Annotated in this window: 17 protein-coding genes; 3 read left to right on the top strand and 14 right to left on the bottom strand. The window is 62.7% G+C overall.

Going from position 1 to position 22,904, the window contains the following annotated elements:
* Positions 1-11: 11 nt before the first annotated feature.
* Both R3O64_RS08220 and R3O64_RS08225 read left to right on the top strand, forming a co-directional pair.
* Entirely contained in the window at positions 12-410 is a 399-nt protein-coding gene (locus tag R3O64_RS08220) for a cupin domain-containing protein (RefSeq protein ID WP_339016659.1), read from the top strand.
* A 23-nt stretch (positions 411-433) separates the two neighbouring features.
* Entirely contained in the window at positions 434-1,102 is a 669-nt protein-coding gene (locus R3O64_RS08225; RefSeq protein WP_070562773.1) for a TetR/AcrR family transcriptional regulator, read from the top strand.
* Positions 1,103-1,145: 43 nt separating this feature from the next.
* Here the strand turns inward: R3O64_RS08225 and rpsP are convergent, their stop codons facing one another.
* Positions 1,146-1,655, bottom strand: coding sequence for a 30S ribosomal protein S16 (gene rpsP, locus R3O64_RS08230; RefSeq protein WP_070520013.1), 510 nt, complete (start codon positions 1,653-1,655; stop codon positions 1,146-1,148).
* 294 nt (positions 1,656-1,949) lie between these two features.
* Between rpsP and R3O64_RS08235 the strand changes: the two genes are divergently transcribed.
* Positions 1,950-4,211: an acyltransferase family protein gene (locus R3O64_RS08235; RefSeq protein WP_339016664.1), complete on the top strand. Its 2,262-nt coding sequence runs from the start codon at positions 1,950-1,952 to the stop codon at positions 4,209-4,211.
* Positions 4,212-4,220: 9 nt separating this feature from the next.
* Here the strand turns inward: R3O64_RS08235 and R3O64_RS08240 are convergent, their stop codons facing one another.
* The 13 genes from R3O64_RS08240 to smc all read right to left on the bottom strand — a co-directional run bounded on the left by R3O64_RS08240 (position 4,221) and on the right by smc (position 22,896).
* Positions 4,221-5,327 carry a TIGR04053 family radical SAM/SPASM domain-containing protein gene (locus tag R3O64_RS08240; protein ID WP_339017553.1) on the bottom strand — a complete coding sequence of 369 codons (1,107 nt, stop codon included), beginning with the start codon at positions 5,325-5,327 and terminating at the stop codon, positions 4,221-4,223.
* Positions 5,328-5,425: 98 nt separating this feature from the next.
* On the bottom strand, positions 5,426-7,030 hold the full coding sequence (gene ffh, locus R3O64_RS08245) for a signal recognition particle protein (protein ID WP_070596881.1): 1,605 nt from the start codon (positions 7,028-7,030) through the stop codon (positions 5,426-5,428).
* A 49-nt stretch (positions 7,031-7,079) separates the two neighbouring features.
* On the bottom strand, positions 7,080-9,179 hold the full coding sequence (locus R3O64_RS08250; RefSeq protein ID WP_339016669.1) for a [protein-PII] uridylyltransferase: 2,100 nt from the start codon (positions 9,177-9,179) through the stop codon (positions 7,080-7,082).
* 3 nt (positions 9,180-9,182) lie between these two features.
* A complete protein-coding gene (locus R3O64_RS08255; protein WP_070520003.1) occupies positions 9,183-9,521 on the bottom strand; it encodes a P-II family nitrogen regulator in 339 nt (112 codons plus the stop codon).
* Between the two features lie 3 nt (positions 9,522-9,524).
* Positions 9,525-10,910, bottom strand: a complete 1,386-nt coding sequence (locus tag R3O64_RS08260; RefSeq protein WP_339016672.1) for an ammonium transporter — start codon at positions 10,908-10,910, stop codon at positions 9,525-9,527.
* A gap of 157 nt (positions 10,911-11,067) precedes the next feature.
* A complete protein-coding gene (locus R3O64_RS08265; protein WP_070519999.1) occupies positions 11,068-11,436 on the bottom strand; it encodes a Na+/H+ antiporter subunit G in 369 nt (122 codons plus the stop codon).
* Between the two features lie 4 nt (positions 11,437-11,440).
* Positions 11,441-11,713: a cation:proton antiporter gene (locus R3O64_RS08270; protein ID WP_029158995.1), complete on the bottom strand. Its 273-nt coding sequence runs from the start codon at positions 11,711-11,713 to the stop codon at positions 11,441-11,443.
* A 14-nt stretch (positions 11,714-11,727) separates the two neighbouring features.
* A complete protein-coding gene (locus tag R3O64_RS08275) occupies positions 11,728-12,282 on the bottom strand; it encodes a monovalent cation/H+ antiporter subunit E (RefSeq protein WP_070519997.1) in 555 nt (184 codons plus the stop codon).
* Entirely contained in the window at positions 12,283-13,824 is a 1,542-nt protein-coding gene (locus R3O64_RS08280) for a monovalent cation/H+ antiporter subunit D family protein (protein WP_339016675.1), read from the bottom strand.
* Positions 13,825-14,262, bottom strand: a complete 438-nt coding sequence (locus tag R3O64_RS08285; RefSeq protein WP_070519992.1) for a sodium:proton antiporter — start codon at positions 14,260-14,262, stop codon at positions 13,825-13,827.
* On the bottom strand, positions 14,259-17,240 hold the full coding sequence (locus R3O64_RS08290) for a DUF4040 family protein (RefSeq protein WP_143335777.1): 2,982 nt from the start codon (positions 17,238-17,240) through the stop codon (positions 14,259-14,261). Before R3O64_RS08290 ends, R3O64_RS08285 begins: the two co-directional genes overlap by 4 nt.
* A gap of 188 nt (positions 17,241-17,428) precedes the next feature.
* Complete coding sequence (ftsY, locus tag R3O64_RS08295; RefSeq protein WP_339016676.1) at positions 17,429-19,318, bottom strand: signal recognition particle-docking protein FtsY; 1,890 nt, start codon at positions 19,316-19,318, stop codon at positions 17,429-17,431.
* 74 nt (positions 19,319-19,392) lie between these two features.
* On the bottom strand, positions 19,393-22,896 hold the full coding sequence (gene smc / locus R3O64_RS08300) for a chromosome segregation protein SMC (protein WP_339016677.1): 3,504 nt from the start codon (positions 22,894-22,896) through the stop codon (positions 19,393-19,395).
* Between the last annotated feature and the right edge of the window lie 8 nt (positions 22,897-22,904).

Genomic DNA, 22,904 nt, shown 5'->3' on the forward strand with positions numbered 1-22,904 from the left:
GCTGGAGTGGCATGACTGAGCTTCCGATCAATGATGCAGCCACCTTTGGTGCCGCCTCCCATGACAGCGCCGCGCTCACAACGCTAAATTTGCTCGATGAGACCCCTAAGCCGAGCCCATCGCGCCCGAGACCAGCCGTTAAGCGAGTCCTCAGTGCCGACGGAGCGAACCTCATCCTCTTTTCATTCTTGCCCGGGCAGGTCCTGCCCGATCACAAAGCCGCGCACCCCATCACCGTCCAGGTGCTACAGGGCGCGGTGACTTTTAGTTGCGGAGATGAAGAGCACGTGCTCGTTCCCGGGCGCATCGTACACCTTCCAGCGTATGTCCCACATGCGGTGTCCTGCAGCGATCAACCTGCGCTAATGCTGCTCACAATGTTGACGCCAAACACTGGCGTGAATGTCTAGACTTTTAGTATTATTTTTAGATTGTGAGTAGTTCAAAGCCGTATCACCATGGAAATTTGCATGAAGAGATCCTCCAGGAGGCCATCAAGCTCGGCCGGGAGGGTGGACCAGAGGCAGTAACGATTCGCGCGGCGACGCGCGCGGTCGGCGTCTCCCCCACCGCCGCCTACCGCCACTTCAAGGATCAGGCCGCGCTTCTCGACGCCGTCGCAGACGTCGCCACCTTCGAACTCATCACCAAGCTCAGCGCTGCCTTCCAGGACACGGAGGGCAGCATTGTCGACAAGATGATGGCGGCTGGCTTTGCCTACTACCACTATGCCTTGGAGGAGCAAAGCTTCTTTGAGTGCATGATGGCCACGAGCGGCTTTGACATCCCTGGTGCGCTGGCTGCGGCCGCCGAGGGGCCGGGAGAGGATCCGCGGGTCCAGGCCACGTTCAACTTCTATGACTACATGGAGCAGTACGCACGCTACATTGGGCAGGAGCCTAACCGGCAATTCATGATGCAAAATTGTCTTGCTGGCTGGTCCACGGTACACGGCTTTACGGTGTTGTGTTTGAGCGGCCACTTGGCATCAGTATCGGAAGAATCGATGGAAAGGATTGCGCAGTCGGTCATCGCTTCTGCTATCCGCGGTTTGGATTTCGAGAACCCCTTAGAAGCACGCCCCGCCGCCCCGCAAAACTAGAAAACTCCCCGCACCAGCGGGGAGTTTCTGTTAGGCGAGTAGTTTACTCTGCGGACTCCTCAGCGGAGTCAGCCTCAGCAGCCTCTTCCTCTGCCTTTGCAGCCTCAGCGGCAGCGGCTTCCTCAGCAGCCTTCTCAGCGGCAGCCTTTGCCTCAGCCTCTTCCTTGGCCTTGCGCTTCTTCTCGGTGATGGCCTCGATAGTCGGACCATTGTTGGCCTCAGCCAGAGCGGCGTTGAAGAGATCCAGCTTGGACGGCTTCGGCTCAGCAACCTTCAGGGTGCCCTCTGCGCCCGGCAGGCCCTTGAACTTCTGCCAGTCACCGGTCACCTTGAGCAGTGCGAGAACCGGCTCGGTCGGCTGCGCGCCGACACCCAGCCAGTACTGAGCGCGCTCGGAATCGATCTGGATCAGGGACGGCTCCTGCTTCGGCTGGTAGATACCGATGTTCTCGATAGCCTTGCCGGAGCGGCGGGTGCGTGCATCAGCAACAATGATGCGGTACTCAGCGTTGCGGATCTTACCCATACGCTGCAGCTTGATCTTAACGGCCATGATTGGCTCCTTTTCTAGTCACCGGGCAGTTCAGACACGCGCCGCTTGGTGGCGCGCCGGTTCAACCCTTGGATTTATCCTGCGCGTGACATGCCGGCCGTCCGTGGGCGGTACCGGCGTTACGCAGAAATGAAGTTTTAGGTGTCCTCCATGCTGCACATGGACAACCCCAATGATTTTAGCGGTACGCACGCAAAATAGGAAATCCCCCCTACCGCTTGCATGGTTAGGCCTTACCCCGCGAAAGGGGTAGCCTGTAATGCGGTTATTTCGCTGCCACACAAACCTCTTTTTATGAATAAACAAGCCCCATCTACATTCCGCTACCGCTACGACCTCGATGGCCTCCGCGGCATCGCGATCGCTTTGGTTGTTTTATACCACGTCTTCGTCGGTCGTGTTTCCGGTGGCGTCGATGTCTTCCTCCTCCTGTCCGGGTACTTCTTCCTGGGCTCGCAGCTGCGCTATGCCGCGCGGCCGAACGCCTCCCTGAACCCGTGGTGGCCCATCTGGCGCACACTGCGCAGGTTGGTGCCTTCCCTCGTGCTCGTCATCGGTGTGAGCTACGTGCTTGTTCGGGTATTTACCCCGAAGCTCATGAACACCGAGCTCACCAAGCAGATCACGGCGACAGTCTTCTACTACCAAAACTGGGAGCTAGCACGGCAAAACGCCGACTACGCTGCCGCCTCCGCAACCACGTCGCCGCTGCAGCACATGTGGTCCATGGCGGTCCAGGGGCAGTTCTATCTCATGGGCATCATTTTCGCCCTGGGCCTGGCCGCTTTTATGCGGTTGCGCCCGAAGAAGTCGGGGCTTAAAGCGCAGCGCTTCCCCTCCGTAAATTCCATCGCCGGCCCGATCCTCCTCGTGATCACCGTCGCCTCTTTTGCCTACGCCTCGCGCGACGGTCTCTACGGAACCCCCGAGAACTACTACTCCACGTGGTCTCGCGCGTGGGAGCTAACCTTGGGCGCGGTTCTCGTCATCTACGGCTCGCGCCTAAAGATGCCGCAGCACCTGTCCAACGTCGCCACCGCCCTCGGCCTAGCCGCCCTGGCTGGCACTGGCATGCTCATCTCCGACAGCTTGGCTTTCCCGGGCCCGCTGTCGCTTCTGCCCATCGGCGGCGCGGTGCTCATCATTATTGGTTCCGGTGGTTCCTTCTCGCGGGTGCTGACGGTTCGTCCCTCCCGCTGGCTCGGTGATATCGCCTACCCGCTCTACCTGTGGCACTGGCCGCTCCTCATCATCTCCACCGCCGCCCTCGGCTTTGAAACCCCGCCATGGTGGCTCGGAGCCATCATCATCGCGGTGTCCCTGGGCTTGGCGGATGTGACGCACAGATTCGTCGAGAAGCCCCTGCGCCAGCACCGCAAGCGCCCGCTTGCCGACGACCTCCCCGTCCACCGAGGCCTCGCCGACCTCCGCACCCGCACCGGCGCCATCCGCGGCGTCGGTGGAGTTGTCGTCGCGGCGTGCACCGTTGCGCTCGTAGCCGTTCAACCGCTGTGGCAGCGCAGCCTCCAGGAGGCAAACCAAGAGATTCTTGATCCGCAGCTCTACCCTGGGGCAACGACCTTCATTGAGAACATCACCCCGCCTGAGAACGTCGAAATCAAGCCCGATCCGATTCTCGCGCGCGGCATCCAGCCACCGGTTGCCGATAACTGGTGCTTCATTCCAGAGCAGGAGCCGTCGGACTATTTCATCGAGACGCAAAAGGACGGCGTAACGCCGTGTGTCTTCGGCGACGTCAACTCCGACGTTGAGGTCTACTTGGTGGGCGGTTCGCACGCGGAGCAGTATTCCTCAGCCCTGGATCACTTGGGCCGCGAGATGGGATTCAAGCTGGTGCCGCTCACCCGCGTGGGTTGCCCCATCGAGTTGGGCGATGAGCTCAGCGTCAAGCCATCCTGCGCCGAGTGGAGCAAGGAAGTGGTCAAGCGCATCATCGACGCGGACCCAGCCCTCGTGGTGTCGAACTCGACACGCCCCGGGCAGGCCCTAGGCCACGGCCCGGACGCCGTCCCGCCGGGATATCAGGCCTTCTGGGACGAACTGGCCAAGCACGATATTCCTTTCCTCGGTTTCCGCGATAACCCGTGGGGATTCGACGAGCACGGCAATGGCCGCCAGTTTGATGAGTGCTACGTGGCCACCCAGGATTCCCTCGGGTGCGGTATGCGCTTCGAGGAGGTTTATGCGCCCTACGATCCGGGCGCAGAGGTCCTCTCCCAGTACAAGAACATGCTGGCCGTAGACACCTCGAAGTGGTTCTGCGATGCCAACGGCGATTGCCCGGTCATCATCGGCAATATCATGGTGTATCGCGATATGCACCACTTCACCACGGCATTCGCGGATTCGGCCATCCCGCTCATCCGTGAAGCGATCACCCCGTTCCTCAATGGCGAGACCGTCCAACAGCAGCCCCCGGAAACCGCCACGTCTACCTCCACGACGAAGGCGGGCCCAGCGCCGTCCACCGCGGCGGCGCCGACTCCCGCCAACCCGGTCCCCTACCCTGCCTTCCCTGCGGGCGAGGCCATCTAGTAGCCGCCGCTAGCGCAGAGCTTCGGGCACGTAGGCGCAGGTGGGGTCCGACGCGAGCGGGTCGCCCGTCATGGCAAAAGCCGTGGACCGCGAGCCGCCACACACAGAAGCAAACTCACACACGGAGCACTTGCCGCTCCACGCGTTGGGATCCCTAAGCTTCTTAAACACTGGCGAGTTGGCGTAGATGTCCGGCAGTAGGTGACTCTTGACGTTGCCGCAGTGCAGCGGCAGGAAGCCGTTCGGGTAGACGTCCCCCACGTGGTCGATGAAGACGAAGCCGGAGCCCGCGTTGATGGCCATCGGCGGCCGCGGGCGGCGCGTGTGGGGATCGGGGCCCAAAATCCGCTCGGTCTCCGCGGTAAGGAAGCGGTATAGTTCGCCGCCCTCGTACTTCTCTCCCCGCTGGGCTTGTAGGACGATGCGCCGATATTGCGGCCCCTCCGTGGTCTTAATGGCAATCCGCGTGGACACGCTGTGCAGCCACTGCATCGCGTCCTCGCGCTCCTGCGGGGTCAGCGCCTCCACGCCCGTACCGCGGCCGGTGGGCACGAGGAAGAACACGCTCCAGAGCTTGGCACCCATCTCGATAACCCGCGCCAACAGCTGCGGGGCCTCATGGACGTTGTTCTTCGTGATGGTGGAGTTGATTTGGAGGCGGAAGCCCACGTCGGTGACCACGCTGGCCATCTCAATCGTGCGGTCGAAGATGCCGGAGAAGCCGCGGAAGTAATCGTGGGTTGCAGCGCTCGCGCCGTCGAGAGAAAGCGACAGCGCGGACCCTCCCGCCGCGCGCAGGCCCTCGAGGCGCTCGCGCGTCAAACGGGGCGTGACCGACGGCGAAAGCGACACGTTGAGTCCCAGGGACGTGCCGTAGGCGGTGAGCTCTTCCAGGTCGCCGCGCTCAAACGGATCCCCTCCCGTGAGCACCACGAGCGGGCGTGGCTTGTCGTAGCTGGCCAGGGAATCCAGCAGTGCCTTGCCTTCGGCGGTAGTGAGCTGGCCCGGTGCGGGGTCGTGCTGGGCGTCGGCCCGGCAGTGCTGGCACACCAGCTGGCAGGCACGGGTGACCTCCCAGATGGCGATGAACGGTTTGGTAGTGATGTCGTGGCGCATCTGGCGCACCACAGGGCTGGCCTTCACAGTGAGGACCTTTCCACGCGAGAACAGTTTTATCCAACTTTAGTCGGACATATTGTCGCGTGGGTAATCTCCTACTTCTTCTTGCCTTGGCCAAAATCCAGGTTGTTGAGGTCGATATTCTCCATGCCCTTCGGCATCTTGATATCGCCTAGCCCGGGCATGCCGCCGCCGAGCTGCTCCTGCATCTTCTGCAGCTCCTGCATCGACGGCATACCGCCGCCCATGCCTGGCATGCCGCCGCCACCGCGACGCTTCGGCGGCTTACGCTTGCCGTTCTTGCCCTTGCGGCCCTTCGGCTTCTTCTTAGTAGCCGAGCGCCCGCCGCCCATGCCCGGCATGCCGAAACGGCCGGCCATCTGGGACATCATCTTCTTAGCTTCGGTAAAACGCTCGATGAGCTGGTTGACGTCAGAAACGCTCACACCAGAACCAAGGGCAATACGCTTGCGGCGCGAAGCGTTGAGAATCTTCGGGTTCTCGCGCTCCTCCGGGGTCATACCGCGGATGATGGCCTGGATGCGGTCGAGCTGCTTCTCGTCGACCATGTCGGCGATCTGGTTCATCTTGTTACCGCCCGGCATCATCTTGAGCAGATTGCCCATCGGCCCCAGGTTGCGGACCATGAGCATCATGTCCAAGAAGTCATTGAGCGTCATCTCGCCGGAGCCCATCTTCTTGGCGGCTTCCTCCGCCTTGGACTGATCCAGCTTGGACTCCGCCTGCTCGATAAGCGTCAGCAGGTCACCCATGCCCAGGATGCGCGAGGACATGCGCTCCGGGTGGAAGACGTCGAAGTCATCGAGCTTCTCACCTGTGGAGGCGAACATGATGGGCTTGCCGGTCACCTCACGGATGGACAGGGCTGCACCACCGCGGGCGTCGCCGTCCAGCTTGGTCAGAACGACGCCAGTGAAGTCCACGCCGTCGCGGAAGGCCTCGGCGGTCTGCACGGCATCCTGGCCGATCATCGAGTCGATGACGAAGAGGACTTCGTCCGGGTTGACGGCGTCGCGGATGTTGCGGGCCTGCGTCATCAGGGTTTCATCGATGCCGAGGCGGCCGGCGGTATCGATGATGACGATATCGTGCTGCGTGCGCTTGGCTTCCTCAATGCCGCGCTTGGCGACGTCCACCGGATCCCCGTGCGAGGTACCCATCTCATGCTCGTGGGAATCCAGGGAGGTGCCCGGATCCGGAGCGTAGACATCGACCCCGGCGCGCTCGCCGACGATCTGCAGCTGTTGCACCGCACCCGGGCGCTGGAGGTCACAGGCCACCAGCATCGGGGTGTGCCCCTTGGAAGCCAGGTGCTTGGACAGCTTGCCCGCCAAGGTGGTCTTACCAGCACCTTGGAGGCCGGCGAGCATGATGACCGTCGGCGGATTCTTGGCTAGGTTCAGGCGGCGGGTCTCGCCGCCGAGGATCTCGATGAGTTCCTCGTTGACGATCTTGACCACTTGCTGCGCAGGGTTGAGCGCCTCGGAGACCTCGGCGCCTGCCGCGCGCTCCTTAATGCGCTTGATGAAGCCGCGCACGACGTTGAGCGAGACGTCCGCCTCCAGCAACGCAAGGCGGATTTCGCGCGCTGTGGCGTTGATGTCCGCCTCGGTCAGCTTGCCCTTGCCGCGCAGGCCGGACAGGGCTGATTGCAAGCGGTCAGACAAAGACTCAAACACGTTAGAGTGCTCCCTCAACTATCGTGGATAAATTTATAACTTCCCCAGCTTAGCCGTTGACCAGTGCTTGGGTCACATTCCGGACGAGGGTGGCACGGGGGACGTCGCCAAGCGGCACGGCGTGAAGCACCATCGTGGCGCCCGGTGTGGTGGTGGATAGCCACTCGCACTCCGGAAGCAGCGCGAGCACGTGTCCGAGGGTACCCGGGTAGTCATCGATTCTGAGCTCGAAGACGCCTCTGGTCCACATGGCGGTTGCAGGTCCCGGTACGAAATCGGGCAGCACGGTATAGGTTCCGGACTTATAAGACTGCACCAAGCGCTCCTCCACCGTCGCGAGATCGATGGCGCCGTGGAGCGCGCGGATATCGAACTCGCCGGCGTAGCCCTCCTCCGTGCGCACCAAGCGCGAGGACAGGATGTTCCATCCCAAGGCAGCGATAAGCGCTAGCGGACGCACAGCCTCCCGCTGGTAGCTGCCGCGCCACAGGACGGTGAAGCTATCATCCTCCGGGTTGTGGCGCAGGCCGATGTCGCGGTCAACGGCCACCAGCGGCCGCACCGGACTCAGGGCCTCCAGCTGCGCAAAAGCGCGGGCGCTGACCGCCTCGATTCCATTCTCGAGCCTGCGGTTCCACACGCCTGGGCCGGTGGATTCGGCATCGGTGCGGGCGAGCACGACGAGGAGCGCCAGGGTCAGGTAGTCATAACGCACGGCTTCGAGAAGCTCATCGCGGGCTTCGTCGGAGTAAGGGTCCGTGCGGGAGACGATGCGCGCCAGAGTCGTGTGCTCTGCCACCACGGTTTGCACGCGGGAGCGATCCGCCAGGTCGAGGCCCAGCTTGGCGGCAGCGCACGCCACCATCTCAGCTCCCACGAGTTCGTGCGGGCGGCCGTAACCTTTGCCAATGTCGTGGTAGAGCCCCACCAAGAGCAGTAGATCGGGCCTCGCTACGGACGTGCGAGCTTCAGCGCACCGAGCGACGGTAAGGATGGAGTGATAGTCCACGGTATGAGAGTGCGTGCGCTCCCGCGGCAACAAGCCGCGGATGTGCTCCCACTCCGGAACGACTCGCTCCCACAAACCATGGGCGTCCATCTCTTGGATAAGGCGCGGGGTATTGAGCGGTGAGGACAACAGGCTGAAGAAGGCATCCGTTGCTCCTGCGGGCCAGCGCTGCGGCAGGTCTGGCAGCTCGCGTAGTTGTTCCCAAACGTGGGCGGGCACGCTCCTGCCCGAGCGTGCTGCTGCGGCGGCGACGCGCAGGAGTAGCCACGGCTCGTCTAGGTCTGCGGTGCGGGCGAGCCTGATTTCGCCGCCCACATCCACGACGCCGATGTCGAGTGGCTTGCGGGTGCGGTTGTGGCTGCGCTTGGCCACCACTCCCCTAGCCGTCGCGAGCGCCCTCTCAACGGCCCTATCCACCGCCGCGGCGGAGGTGACGACGGCCGCTGATAATTCATAACGGTCGGCAAAGCCCATCTCGTGTGCAATCTCCGCGGCGAATTCTGGGTCGAGGATGTCGCGGTGGCGGCGGGCGGTGACGTGGAGGAGCGTGCGGACGTCGAGAAGCAGGCCCTGCTCCTCCTCGAGCGCTGGGGCGTCCGCGAGGTTTCCTAGGGCGAGGGCCCGGAGGAATTGGATATCGCGCAGACCGCCGCGCCCATTCTTGATGTCCGGGTGGGTCATCGTGGCCAAGGTGCCAGAACGGCGCCAGCGCGCAATGGCTAGATCAACGAAGGCGTCGAAATTGCTCTGCAACAGGCGGCGCCACGAGGCATAGACCTGGGCGCGGGTGGAGTCCACCAGCTGCTTGTCTCCGGCGACGAAGGCCAGATCGAGTTGCGCGAAGCCGGCGGCGGGATCGGAACCGGCGATGGCGCCGAATTCGTGCGGGGTGCGCACTGCATAATCGAGCCGATACTTGGCGTCCCAGATGGGATACCAGACCTCGGAAACGACTTCCTCGGGCAACTCCGTGTCATCCGGGTGAAGGAGGATGAGGTCGAGATCGGAAAATGGGGTCATCGCGCGGCGCGCGAAGGAACCGGTGGCTGCAAGCGCACAGCCGGTCGGAAGCTGCAGGGACTGCGTGAGGCGCATCGCCGAGGCATAAGCGTCCTCACGCAGTTGAGCGGCCGTAGACACGTGTTACAGGGCCGCCTCGCCGCGCTCGCCGGTGCGCACGCGGATGACGTCCTCAATAGGAGTGATCCAGATCTTGCCGTCACCGATCTTTCCGGTATAGGCGGCGTCCACGATAGTGGAGAGGATATCCTCGACCTGTTCGTCAGAGGTCACCACCTCGAGCTTGACCTTGGGAACGAAATCGGTGGCGTACTCGGCGCCGCGGTAGACCTCACTGTGGCCGCGCTGCTGGCCGAATCCTTGGGTCTCGGTCACCGTCAGGCCGTGTACGTCGTGCTGTTCGAGGGCCTCGCGAATGTCCGGCAGCGTGAACGGTTTGACGATGGCAGTGATGAGCTTCATCTGTTACTCCTTAGCTCCGGCGGTGTCGACCCGCGGCTGGACGGTTGGTGCAGGACTAATCCTAGCGTCGTGGGCGTGGCGGCGGTGCGACGCCACGGATTCGCAGAAATCATATGCGGTTTCGCGGTGCTCGCCCAGGTCGATACCCTGTGCTTCATCCTCGATTCGCCAGCCCATGGTGGCGCGGATGAGGAGCGCCGCAAGCAGGGTGACGAGCCCCGACACCAGCATCGCCACAACCGCAATCAGCGTTTGAACGACGAGCAGCTTGAGCCCTTCAGTGAAGTGACCGGTGAGGATGCCGTTATCCGTAGCGAAGAAGGCTAGGCCAATCGTGCCCCACAGTCCTGCGCACAGGTGCACCCCGACGACGTCCAGGGAATCATCAAAGCCCCAGCGGTACTTCAGGCTGATGCACAGGCAGGCGATAATCCCGCCGAGGAAGCCGAGGGCGATGGAACCGAGCGGATTCAGTGCTCCTGCCGCCGGGGTGATGGCGACGAGGCCTGCGATAGCTCCGGATGCAGCGCCGAGTGAAGTGGCGGCACGGTCACGGATTCGCTCCACCAACATCCAGCCGAGCATCGCGGCGGCCGCAGCAACGGTGGTATTCAACCACGCCACACCTGCAAGGCCATCCGCAGCGAAGGCAGAACCGCCATTGAAACCGAACCAGCCGAACCACAGCAACGCGGCGCCGAGCATCACCATCGGGAGGTTGTGCGGCCTATCGACGTGCTTCGGGAAGCCCGCGCGCGGGCCCACGACGATGGCCAGAACTAGGGCAGCTGCGCCGACAGAAATGTGCACGACGGTACCGCCCGCGAAGTCGATGGGAGCGATGAGCGCCTCACCTTTCGAGACACCGAAGAGCCACGCCGCGAGCGAGCGCGGGGCGTGGGAGAGAATTCCCCCGCCCCACACCATGTGGGCGAGCGGGAAGTAGGCGAAGGTTACCCAGATACCCACGAAGGTTAACCAGGCCGAAAACTTCACGCGGCCGGCGATGGCACCGGAGATAATAGCCGTCGAAATAATGGCGAAGGTGGCTTGGAAGCCGATATCGATGACGGCGGGGTAACCAGAACTACCAAGGAGATACTCGTTGGAAGGTCCTGCAATCTGGCCACGCAAGCCCCACGCTTCAAACGGGTTGCCCACGATACCTGCAAAAGAGCTTCCCGCATAGGACATGGACCAGCCCCACAAGACATAGAGCACAGGCACAAGCGCGAGCGCGCCGAAGGACATCATCATCATGTTAAGGACATGGCGATTGCCCGCCATGCCGCCATAAAACAACGCCAATCCGGGGGTCATGAGCAACACCAATGATGCGCTGATCAGCATCCACGCTGCATCACCGGAAGAGAATGCATCAGGAGTCATACTTCAACTAACCCCTTTTCTATAGCTTGATAGGTACAATTCCCAAAATATCTTTAGCTCTATAGTTTTGGGAAGAAGGATGAGTCCTAGATCACATTTGGGATCCAAAAAAGCGGCGAGGGCATTGTTGCCCTCGCCGCTCACTTAAACGTGCGCCCTAGATTTCCTCCTCGGACGCTTCCACGGTCTGCGCTTGCTGGCGCATACGTTTGGCGTACTTCACATCCGTGACGGTCACGCCGTAGATGGAACGGCCCATGTAAAAAGAGCCCACCGAACCGATGATCCACACGCCGAAACAAGCAATGAGGACACGGACCAGCGACCACAGCGAGAACCCGTTCTCGGCAAAGTCAACGACCAGCTTCGCCACGAGCAGAAGAGGAACGGCCAACCCGACCGTCGGTCCCAGTAGGTTGACTCGGGTCAGAGCATCGGGCGCGCGCCACAAAGCGATGGCCGTCGCGATAACCAGGACCGTGGCCACAACCAGCAGAACCGAAGCAATAATCTCCGCGATAGTCATGGTTTTACCTCCTGCCCTTCGAGATGATGCGGGCCATCGACAACGTCGGCAGCACGCCCGCCGCGATGCCCGCGAGCATCGCGATGTCGTAGACGATGGACGCGTGATTGGTCATGGCCCATGCAAAGTACATGCACATCATGCCGTAGAAGACCATGTCACTCATCACGGTGCGGGTGAGCTCATCGCGAGAGCGCAACGCCAGCACCAACGCCGAGCACACCGATGCGCCAATGAGGAACACACAGACAAAGACAACCCATTGAAAGGCGCTCATCGAGGAAAAATCAATCACTTCTTATCATCCTTTCGGGCGTCCTTGCCCGGCACGACCTGACGCAGCGGCCACACGGAATACTTCTCCACGTCGTTCGCTGCCAGCGGGGTATCGTCCGCCTTCGCGATATCGGGGGCGCGCATATGACGGCCCAGCGTATCCAGCGGATACTCGTAGAACGTCGGGGCGAGCTCCTCCGTCGGGCCCTGGCCAGGCACGCCATAATCGATGCCCTTCACTCGTGGCGCCAAGCGCTCCTCCATGTCCGCGAGGTCCGCCATGACACTGGCCGGGTCATCCCCCATCACGGCTTGGACCAGCACGATGCGCGGAAGGCCTTCGGCAACCGGCTCGCGCAAGCCCAACGACAAGGTGCCCGGCGTTGCGGTAATGGACGAGGTGAACCAGAAGATCTCCCAGGCGCTCGTCACACGCAAGGGGTACCGAAGCACCACTGGGCGATAGTTGTTATGCGGCTTGAAGGATTCCATGGCGAGCGAAAAGCCCGCGACGAAGATCTCCTTAATGAGCCACAACGCGTAAACAACGGCATGCACAGCACTCTTCATTTAACGGCCCTCCTGAAGGGAGTCGATATCGGGTAGGGCTACGGGGTCGTCGCCAAGCACTGCGTGTGCGTAGGCCTCCGTGTCCAACAAATCCTCCGATGCCTCCATGGTGACACTAATGACCGGACCGGACAGGATGAACATGGTCAGCGAGCCCAAGATCAACGCCGCCGAGGGAGCCATCAGCTTCTTGCGAATCACAAGTTCATCGGGCACCTTCTCCTTGGGCAGGTCCTTGCCCCAGAAGACGCGGCGCCACACGCGCAACATGGCCAGGAACGCTGCGAAGGAGGCGATGATAATCACCGCGATAACGGTCCAGGCCCATCCCCCGCCGGTACGGGCGATTTCCGCGACGATGAGGACCTTGCCCCACATACCGGAGAAAGGCGGGAAGCCCACGACGGAGAAGGCACCGGCGGCGAAGATCCACGCGATAATCGGATCACGGCGCGCCAAGCCAGAAAGCTTGTTGAGCCTGCCCGTACCGTACGTCTCCTCGATGGCACCGGAGGCCAAGATGAGGGAGCCCACCGTGAGCATGTGGTGAATCGTGTAGAGAATGCCGGCAGCCAACGCGCGCTGCGCATCGTGGGTAGTGAAGGCCATCATCACGAGGATGAAGGGCATACCGTTGAGCATCTGGTAGCCCAGCACGCGGCGGATGGAGTTTTCAGCCAAGCCGCCGAAAGCACCAACCAGCATGGAGATGATCATGATGACGATGATGAGTGTCCCCCACCACTGGTCCATATCAAAGAGCTGCACCCACAGGCGGTAGAGCATGTACACCGCGACCTTGGTATGCAGGCCAGAGAACAGGCCCATGACGGCAGCCGACGTGCCCGGGTAGGTGCGCGGCAGCCACGACTGCACGGGGAATACGCCGGCCTTCGCGGCGATGGCGATAACGATGATTCCGGAGGCCACCGTCACCGGACCGTTGCCGGCAGCAGCGCCCGTCAGCGCCGCCAAGTTGACCACGCCCGTAACCGAATAGATGTAGCCCACGCCCACCACAAGCAGCGTGGAGGCGAACAGATTGACCAGCACGAAAGCGCGTCCTGCGGCTAGGCGCGACCACGTACCCGACATCGTGATGAGGCCGTAGGACGGCAGCAACATGACCTCAATGAACACGAAGAAGTTAAAGAGGTCAGCGGTGAGCAGAGCGCCGCACACACCGGTGATCAGGATAAGGGTCAGCGACGGGTAATAGCGCGACTTGGTCTCACCGCCAACGATGGCGAACCAGTTGGCGCCGAAGGCCACGATCATCGTCGTGATGAGCATGAGAGCCGAGAAGGTGTCGGCAGCAAAAGCGATACCCGCGTTGCCCACGTAATTGCCCACCGTGTGCGCCACCACGCCATTGTTCATGGTGTAGAGCAGCAGCGCGAAGGAGGCGAAGATGCCTACGCCCGGCACGATGAGCATGATGGCATCGCGCACACGGTGCCACGGCGCGAGCAGCGCCAGCGCCGCCGATACCAGTGGAACCGCTGGGAAGAGCGGAAGAAGAGCGCTTACAGTGTCATACATTTACTTCTCCCCCTCGTGGTCAAGTTCCTTCAGACGGTCCATCTTGTTGGCCGAACGCTGCAGAATCTCCCGGTTTTGGGTATCGCGGCCCAGCGTGGAGAAGGCGTGGTCAATGGTGTTGTCATCAACGGGCTCCACGACATCCGTGTCATCGTTGGCGCCCATCGCCGCCATGGTCAGCAGAATCGTGGAGGTGGCCATGGAGATCACCACGGCGGTCAGAACGAATGCCTGCGGCAGCGGGTCCGCCATTTGGTCTGCCGGTACCTGTGACGGGAAGGACTCTCCGCGGTAGGAGTACACGCCGGTGGCCAAGAGCATGAGGTTGGCACCGTGGCCAAAGGCCATCATGCCCAACACAATGTGGACCAAGCCGCGCTGCTGAATGAGGTAGACAGCGCTACCGATGAGCAGTGCAATAGTCAGTGCGAGGATCATGAATTCTTCTCCTCTGTAGCCGGAGTGTGGTGGGGCGAAGACGCGCGGTGGCGCGCCTCGGCTTCATTGAGCAAGGCCAGTGGATCCGAGGATGGGTTGATGGATTCGGGGTACGGATCATCGACGTCCTCCATCACCACGCGCGGCGTATTCGGCAGCGCCGAGTCATCATCGTGGACCCACGGCAGGAAGTCCCGCTCAGTGCCCGGGCGCAAGTAGCCGCCCAAGGCGTTGATGGCCATGGTGAGCATGCCCAGGACCGCCAGGTAGATACCCAGGTCAAAGATGAGCGACGTGGTCCAGTGCTGCCCCAGGGCGTGGCCGTGGATGGCAGTCAAGAAACCACCGGAGCCGTGCGAAGTCGGAATGTAGCCGATGAATCCAGCCGTCAGCGCAACGATGATGCCCACGCCGGTGAGGTGAATTGGGGTCATGCGGCCGAAGACGATCTCATCGGTGCCGCGTGAGAGATACGTCAGGCCGATGGCCGCGCCCATGATGAGAGCAGCCGGGAAGCCGCCGCCGGAAGCCTGGTGCCCGCGGTAGAACACGATGAAGGACATGACCACCAGAATCGGGATGGCAATGGAAATTCCCTTACGCAGCGGAACCGAGTTGAGCTGCGACTGACCGAACGGCGCCGGACGCGTACCGGAGGTAAACGGGAAGCGAGGCAGCGTCGAGGTGACCGCGGCGATCACCACGGCGGCCATGCCGAGCACCGACAGCTCGCCCAAGGTATCAAGCGCACGGAATTCCACGATGATGGTGGCCACGACGTTATCGCCGCCAGTGATGTCTGGGGCGTTATTGAGGTACCACATGGACAAGTCGGAGCGCTCGTGGCGGCCCATCAGCGCCCACACACCGAGGAATGCGGTGATACCCGCGAGCACCGCCACCACGATGGAGCCAACCTTGCGGTTGGTGTTCTGTACTGGGTGGAATTTCTCCGGCAGGTAGCGCAGGACCATCATCATGACGATGACGGACAGCGCCTCCACCGTGAACTGAGTCAAGGCAACGTCCGGTGCACCCAGCAGGAACATCTGCAAGGTCACGCCGGTACCCGCGGTACCAATCATGACCGCACCCGTGAGGCGGTTGCGGGTACGAACCAAGCCAAACATCGACAGCGCCACGATGCCCAGCGGCAGCAGATCCCACGGGTTGTCCAGGCCATCCACGCGCGGGTTCAAGGCCACGCCGTCGACACCCGTCGACACCAGAGTGGAGCCCGCAAGAATGATGACGAGGAGGACAATCGGCAGGATGAGCTTCGACGGGTTGTGGGTATCCGACATGCGGCCGACGAAACGTCCGAAGGCTGCGCACTCGTCCTGAATCCACTTCAGGATTTGGTTACCAGTGCGCGGCAACAGTTGGCGCTCCTCCATCGCGGTCCACAGCGGCGTGCGGAAGAACAAACCGACGACGCCAGAGATGAGAACCACGACAGAAATAAGCAGCGGGACGTTCAGGCCGTGCCACAGCGCAAGGTGAGTATGCCCCTCCATGCCGATGGCCGCCACGACGTCATCAAGCGGCCCATCGAGCGCGCCCATGACGAAGATGATCGGCACCGACATCACGCCGGGAAGAGCCGCGGGCAGCCACAACCGCACCGGCGCCTCATGGACCTTGGACATATCGCGCGGGCCGTCGAAGAAAGCACCAAAGACGATCTTGGCGGAGTAGGTAAACGTGAAGAACGCACCCACACCCGCAACGATGAGCAAGAGCACCTGTCCGGCCGATCCGATGGGCGCGTCCTCGAAAGCGGTCAGCATGCCTTCCTTCGACACGAAACCGAAGAGCGGCGGGACCGCAGCCATGGAGGCAGCGCCGATGAGCATGGAGCCAAAGGTCCACGGCATCTTGTTCCACAGCACGCCGAGGCGGCGGATGTCACGTGAACCAGCCTCATGGTCAATCACGCCGATGAGCATGAAGATGGAGGACTTAAACAGCGCGTGTGCCAGCGTGTGCACGAGGGCCGCTGCGATGGCGAAGGGCGTGCCAACACCAATCGTGGCCACGATCCATCCCAGGTGGGACACGGTGGAATACGCGGTCAGCTTCTTCAGGTCCGTCTTCTGCACGGCGAAGACCGCCGACATGACGGCGGTACCCATGCCGACCACGATGAGCAGCCAGTTCCACGCTGCAACATCATGGAAGATAGTAGAGAAACGAATCAACAGGTACACGCCGGCCTTGACTACGGCCGCCGCGTGCAGGAAGGCCGAGACCGGCGTGGCAGCCGCCATGGCCTCCGGCAGCCAGAAGTGGAAGGGGAACTGCGCGGACTTGGTGAATGCCGAGGCCGCGATGAGAATGGCAACCCCGGTGGTCAGGCCTGGGCGCTCGGCCCATACATCGGAGGCGAGGATGTCTTCCAGGTTCGTCGTCCCCGCTGCCGTCGCGGCAATCGCCACACCTGTCAACAAGGTGAGGCCGCCGATGAAGGTCAGGATGAGTGTGCGCTGCGAACCGGCCTCACCGGACTTGCCGCTGCGTGCGATCAACATGAACGACGCCAGCGATACCAGCTCCCACGCCAGGAAGAGCACGACGACGTCATTAGCCAGCACGAGCAAGAGGATCGACAGCGTAAACGCGGTCATCAGCACATAAAAGCTGACGTTGCCTTTCCCCTTGGGCAGGTAGGCAGCGGAATAGGTAAAAACCACCGCGCCGATGATGAGAGCCAACATCGCAAAGAAAACGCCCAGCGCATCGCCGCGGAAGGCGAGGTTAACGTCGACGCCTGGTGCGATGACATCACGCACCCACGTCACGGAATAGGACAGTTCTTCGCCACGGGCCAGTGCCGGAAATTCTTTAGCCAACAGTGCCGCTGCGATAATAAAAATGCCGGCTAGCGGGTAGCCGGCTGCGCGATCAGCAACCTTGACGGCTACCGGTGCTAGCGCCACTGCGACAGCTGCGAGGAGGACGACATACAAGAGTGTCACGAAAGAGTAGCCTCACGAACCGTTGTTAGGGCTGAAAACTCAGCCTCACATAGACAGGACTGTCCTAGACTACCATTGTGACCTCCCCCAAAGCACATCTTTAATGGGATGGAGACGACGAAAGCGCCTCACAAAGGAGGCGCTGCGTCTCGAAAGAACTTAGGTATAGCCCAGGGATCTATAAGGTCTTACTTCTCCCCCAGCAAGGCATCGACGAATCCCTCAACCTCAAACGGCGCGAGGTCATCGGCTCCTTCGCCGAGGCCCACGAGCTTGACCGGCACACCCAGTTCTTCCTGAACTTGGAAGACGATGCCGCCCTTTGCCGTGCCATCGAGCTTGGTCAGGACAACACCAGTGATGTCGACGACATCGCGGAAAATGCGCGCCTGCGTCAGGCCGTTCTGCCCCACCGTCGCGTCCAGGACAAGCAGGACCTCGTCGACCTCGGTCTTCTTCTCCACCACGCGCTTGACCTTGCCCAGCTGGTCCATGAGGTCAACGGAGGTGTGCAGACGCCCAGCAGTATCGATGAGGACCACGTCCACGCCCTGGTCCACACCAGCGGCGACGGCATCGAAGGCCACGGAAGCCGGGTCCGCGCCTTCCTTGCCGCGCACCGTCGATGCGCCTACGCGGCGACCCCAGGTCTCGAGCTGATCAGCTGCCGCTGCACGGAAGGTATCCGCCGCGCCGAGCAAAACGTTGTGGCCCATCGCCACGAGCACGCGCGCGAGCTTGCCCGTCGTAGTGGTCTTGCCGGTGCCGTTGACGCCAACGACCATGATGACGGCAGGCTTGCCGTCGTTCGGCATGGCCTTGATGGAGCGGTCCATCTCCGGATGGCCAACCTCGATGAGTGCCTCGCGCAGCATGGCGCGTGCTTCCGCCTCGGAGCTCACGCCGCGTTCAGCGATCTTCTCGCGCAGGGAGTCGGTGACTTTCATCGTGGACTTGGTGCCCAGATCAGCCATGATGAGGGTGTCTTCAATCTCTTCCCAGGCATCATCATCCAGATCACCAGCGGAAAGAATGCCCATGAGGCCTTGGCCGATGGCGTTCTGCGAGCGGGACAGGCGCCCACGCAGCTTGCCCAAGCGGCCGGCGGCCGGTGCGATATCCTCCTGCGGCTGAGATGCCGGGGCCTCAACGACCTCGGCGTCCTCGGAAACTTCCAGCTCCTCGGGCTCAGCCTCGAGCGCCGCGCTTGCCGACGCCGCCTGCGCCCCCGCCGCCGCAGCGGCTTCCTCTGCTTCAGCCTCCTCTGGCTCGGGCTGCGCTTCTGGTTCAGGCTGTACTTCTACCTCTTCCGCTGCCTCTTCTTCGGCTTCAGACTGAGCAGAAGGCTCCTCCTCTACCTTCGGGGCCTCGTCCACTGCTTCTGCCTCAGCAGCTTCGGGAGCTTCGGGCTCCGGCTCAGTGGTTTCTTGCTCGGCGGCTGGGGCATCGTCCTCCGCGCCTTCTTCTAGAGCGTCCTTATCATCCTTGTCAGCGGCAGCGGCTCCGGTCACGGCAGTACCAGCGGCTGCGGCGCCCGCGGCACCTGCCGCGACAACGCCAGCGGAAGAGTCTTTTTCCTCTTCTTCCTTTGCCGGCTCCGGCTCGCTCACTGGCTTGGCCTCTGCCGCCGGTTCCGGCTTAACCTCAGCCTTAGCCTCCGCCTCGGGCTTAGCTTCTACCGTTGGTTGTGCCTCCGCCTCCGGCTCCGCCTTAGGCTTCGTGACCTTCGGTGTTTCCTCGGTGCCCTCTAACTGCGCATTCGCCAGCTCAGTGGCATCACGCTGCTCCGCCTGCGGCTCAGGCTTGGGCTCAGCCGGGGCCTGCGCGGGCTGCTCGGGCTTCGAGGCGGTGACAGGCTCCTTAGTTGTACCGCCACCAGCAGGGGCAAAGTTAAAGCCAGACTTGGCCTGGTAGTTGCCGGACTTCTGCTGTTGGGTCAGCTCCTTCGGCTCCTCCGCGGGCTTTTCGAAGGAGACCTTCTTCGACTCGCCGCGCTTCTTGCCCAGAACAACGAACAAGACCACCAGCAAAATCAGGACGATGACTGCTATCGCAATCCACAGAAAAGTAGTATTCATGCCCTCCATAGTGCCAGGGTTGTTCGCGCCCGGCACGATGAGGAGGGCGAAAGCCTCGGTCTGGCACCGCGCCGTTAGCGCGGAGCGTCCACACCAAGGCGCGTGGCGTCCTCCGCCGCCTGAGCCGTGCCCGGCGCCTCACCCGCACGGGTCATGCGCTGTGAAATCACGCGCGTGACACCATCACCGCGCATCGTCACGCCGTAAAGGACGTTGGCCACGTCCATCGTTGGCTTCTGGTGAGTGATGACGATGAGCTGAGAATCCTTGCGCAATTCCTCGAAGAGGGCGATGAGGCGGCGCAGGTTGACGTCGTCCAGTGCGGCCTCCACCTCATCCATGACGTAGAACGGTGAGGGGCGCGCGCGGAAAATAGCCACGAGCATCGCCAGCGCGGTCAGTGACTTCTCGCCGCCCGACAGCAGCGTCAGGCGCTTGACTTTCTTGCCCGGCGGGCGGGCCTCCACCTCGATGCCGGTGGCCAGCATGTCATCCGGCTCAGTGAGGATGAGCCGGCCCTCGCCGCCGGGGAAAAGCGTTTGGAAGACCTTGGGAAACTCCGCCTCCACGTCGTGCCAGGCATCCGTGAACAGCTGCAAGATCTGCGCGTCAACGTCCTCAATGACTCCGGCCAAATCCTTGCGCGCCTGAATCACGTCATCGAGCTGCGTGGACAGGAAGCTATAGCGCTCCTCCAGCGCCTTGTACTCCTCCAAGGCCAGCGGGTTCACCTTGCCCAAGGAGTTGAGGTCCTTCTCGGCCTGCTTCAACCGCTTGGTCTCGGCGGAGCGATCGAAGTCCTCGCCCGGCGTGTAGTCCTTGAGCAAATCCGGGATAGATATGCCCAGCTGCTCCACGATCTTGCCCTCGGCCTCATCCACGCGCACCTGTGCCTGGCTGCGGGCAATCTCCGAGTTGTGCGCGGAATCGGTCAGGCGATCGAGCTGCTGGCGGGTCGCGGAGACCGCCTGCTTCGCCGACTGCGCACGCCCCTGCAGCACGCCGCGCTGGGTCACTAGCTCATCGCGTTCCTCAGCTGCGCGCTCAAGTGCCTGGGTGGTGCGGGCGGCTAGGTCCTGGGCATGCTTGTCGACGGCCCCCGCCAACCGCGCCTGCGCCTGCCGGCGGGCCATCGCCTGATCGTGGCGTGCCTTGGCCTGGCGCTCATGTTGGGCTTGGCGCCGCAGGGCCTCTCCCTTGCCAGCTGCCTGGCCTACTTTTTCCTCCGCGCTGCGGGCCGCCAGTTGAGCCTCTACCTCCATGGCCTTGACCTGCTCAAGGGCGGCCGAGGCTGCATCGCGTTCCACCGAGGAAGGTTCATCCGCTTGCTTATCAGCGTCCACGCGCGACAAGCGGTCACGAGCCTCAGCGAGTTCTTCGCGCAGGCGGGCCAACTGCACCTCGATGTCCGTGGCGCGAGCGGCGGCCTTTTCGTGCTCCGCCTTGTTCGCCTCATACTGCTTGAGCAAGCGCTGGTGGTCGCGCTTCCACGCCTCGAGCTCGTGATCGTGCTCGCGCAGCGCGGCCTTAGCGCTCGCCGCGCCTACCCGGGCATCATCGGCGGCTAGCTTCGCGCCTTCCAGCGTGCCTGATAGCTCCTCCAGCTCGTGGGTGGCGGTTTCCAACTGTTGCTCGGCTTCTGTAATCTGGCCGCTCACCTCGACCGTGGAGACGGCACCAGTTCCGGCCTCGACCCAGCCTTCGCCAACCAGCAAGCCCTCGGCGGTGACGGCCCGCAGGCGCGGATCCTCGGCAATGAGCTCGCGGGCCGCGGCATAGTCATCCACCAGAACGACGTCGGAGAGCAACCGCGTCACCGCCGCCGATACTTCCGGGACCAAGACCATCTGGTCGAGCAGCCAGCTAGCACCGGAAGGCAAGTCCGCGTCAAGGCGCCAGGCTGAACCAGTAGGTTCCGTGGAGACGTCGATCAGCGGAGTGCGGCTCGCCTCAGCGAGTTCACCCACGATGTCCCCGCTCACCGCACCGGCCTGCGCCTCCGCGAAGGAGCCGAGTGCCGCCGCGACGGCCGTTTCATAACGCGTAGAGATGAACTCCGCGAGAGGCTTAAAACCCTCCCCCAGCTCGAGCGCTTCCGGAGCGGTCTGGCCCAGTGTATCGATCCGGGCTCGCAGGCTGTACACGGTGCGCTCGCGCTCCCGCTGGGCATCGCGCAGCTGCTCCAAGCGTTTATCGGCCGCGGCGGACTCGCTGGCCGCGCGTACGTGCGCTTCCTCCAGCGGCTCACGCTCGGCAGCCAGGTGCTCTAGTTTGTCCGCTACCTCATCGGCCTCCGCCTGCGCTCCCCTGGTGCGCGCCTTCGTGTTCGCCAGGGTTTCTTCCTGGCGCGCCAACTCGGATTCCGCGGAGTTTACCTGGCCCGCCAGGTTTTCCTCGGCCGCGATGAGGCGGACCACGCCTTCGCGGCGATCCGCAATGGCGCGCAGCTGCGCCATATGTTCCTTGTCCGCGGCCTCGAAAGCTTCCCGGCGCTCAGCCACTTCCTCCCGGATCGATTCCAAGCGCTCCGCTGCTTCTTCGGCCGCGGCCAGCAGCTCGTCGTGCTCCTCGTCGGCACGCTGGGCGCGTGCCTCCAGCTCCTCCGGATCCTGGCCGGCATAGGCCACCTGGGATCCGACGTTGCTGGCGCGCTCGGCCGCAATACGCTGCGTGGCAGAGATCCGCTCGCTCAGCGTCGATAGCTCGAACCACAATTTCTGCGCGGCCTCCGCGCGCGGAGTGACATCCCCCAACTCGGCCTCTACCTCGAGCTGAATCTCCGTGGCCTCTTCCAGCTGCGCCGTGACTTCCTCGACCTGTTCGGCGAGCACCACAGCGCGCTTCTCGGCATCCTCGAACGTGGCGCGCAGCCGCACCACGCGGTCACCGGCGAGGCGCAGGCGGGCATCGCGCAAATCCGCTTGCACAGTGGCTGCACGTTGGGCGGCCTCCGCCTGGCGGGCCAGCGGCTTGAGCTGCTTACCCAGCTCATCGGTCAAGTCTTGCAGGCGGTCCAGGTTGGCCTGCATGCCCGTGAGCTTGCGCTGCGCCTTTTCCTTACGGCGGCGGTGCTTAAGCACGCCCGCGGCTTCCTCAATATAGGCGCGACGATCTTCTGGTCGGGACTCCAGGATCTCCGCCAGTTTTCCCTGGCCCACGATGATGTGCATCTCGCGGCCAATGCCGGAATCCGACAGCAGCTCTTGGATATCCATGAGGCGGGCCTTTGACCCATTGATCTCATACTCGCTCGCGCCATCCCGGTACATGCGGCGGGTGACGGAGACTTCCGAGTACTCGATGGGCAATGCGCCATCGGAGTTATCGATGGTCAGTGTGACCTCAGCGCGGCCAAGGGCCTTGCGCTCACCGGCGCCGGCAAAGATGACGTCCTGCATCTTGCCGCCGCGCAGCGTCTTGGCGCTGCCTTCACCCATGACCCACGCCAGTGCGTCGACGACGTTAGATTTACCCGAGCCATTCGGGCCCACCACGGCACAGATACCGGGCTCGAATTTCAGGTTCGTCGCGGACGCAAAAGACTTGAATCCCTTGAGCGTGAGCGATTTGAGGTGCATTCGACTTA

This window comes from Corynebacterium hesseae (assembly GCF_037850265.1).
Taxonomy (GTDB): Bacteria; Actinomycetota; Actinomycetes; order Mycobacteriales; family Mycobacteriaceae; genus Corynebacterium; species Corynebacterium hesseae.

What these genes read in the sequence shown, in the direction of transcription:
- R3O64_RS08240 (WP_339017553.1), bottom strand. Translation starts at nt 5,327, where the DNA reads ATGCGCCACGACATCACTACCAAACCGTTCATCGCCATCTGGGAGGTC.
- ftsY (WP_339016676.1), bottom strand. Translation starts at nt 19,318, where the DNA reads ATGAATACTACTTTTCTGTGGATTGCGATAGCAGTCATCGTCCTGATT.
- R3O64_RS08235 (WP_339016664.1), top strand. Translation starts at nt 1,950, where the DNA reads ATGAATAAACAAGCCCCATCTACATTCCGCTACCGCTACGACCTCGAT.
- R3O64_RS08285 (WP_070519992.1), bottom strand. Translation starts at nt 14,262, where the DNA reads ATGATCCTCGCACTGACTATTGCACTGCTCATCGGTAGCGCTGTCTAC.
- R3O64_RS08280 (WP_339016675.1), bottom strand. Translation starts at nt 13,824, where the DNA reads ATGTATGACACTGTAAGCGCTCTTCTTCCGCTCTTCCCAGCGGTTCCA.
- R3O64_RS08255 (WP_070520003.1), bottom strand. Translation starts at nt 9,521, where the DNA reads ATGAAGCTCATCACTGCCATCGTCAAACCGTTCACGCTGCCGGACATT.
- R3O64_RS08275 (WP_070519997.1), bottom strand. Translation starts at nt 12,282, where the DNA reads ATGAAGAGTGCTGTGCATGCCGTTGTTTACGCGTTGTGGCTCATTAAG.
- smc (WP_339016677.1), bottom strand. Translation starts at nt 22,896, where the DNA reads ATGCACCTCAAATCGCTCACGCTCAAGGGATTCAAGTCTTTTGCGTCC.
- R3O64_RS08220 (WP_339016659.1), top strand. Translation starts at nt 12, where the DNA reads ATGACTGAGCTTCCGATCAATGATGCAGCCACCTTTGGTGCCGCCTCC.
- R3O64_RS08265 (WP_070519999.1), bottom strand. Translation starts at nt 11,436, where the DNA reads ATGACTATCGCGGAGATTATTGCTTCGGTTCTGCTGGTTGTGGCCACG.
- R3O64_RS08270 (WP_029158995.1), bottom strand. Translation starts at nt 11,713, where the DNA reads ATGAGCGCCTTTCAATGGGTTGTCTTTGTCTGTGTGTTCCTCATTGGC.
- R3O64_RS08260 (WP_339016672.1), bottom strand. Translation starts at nt 10,910, where the DNA reads ATGACTCCTGATGCATTCTCTTCCGGTGATGCAGCGTGGATGCTGATC.
- rpsP (WP_070520013.1), bottom strand. Translation starts at nt 1,655, where the DNA reads ATGGCCGTTAAGATCAAGCTGCAGCGTATGGGTAAGATCCGCAACGCT.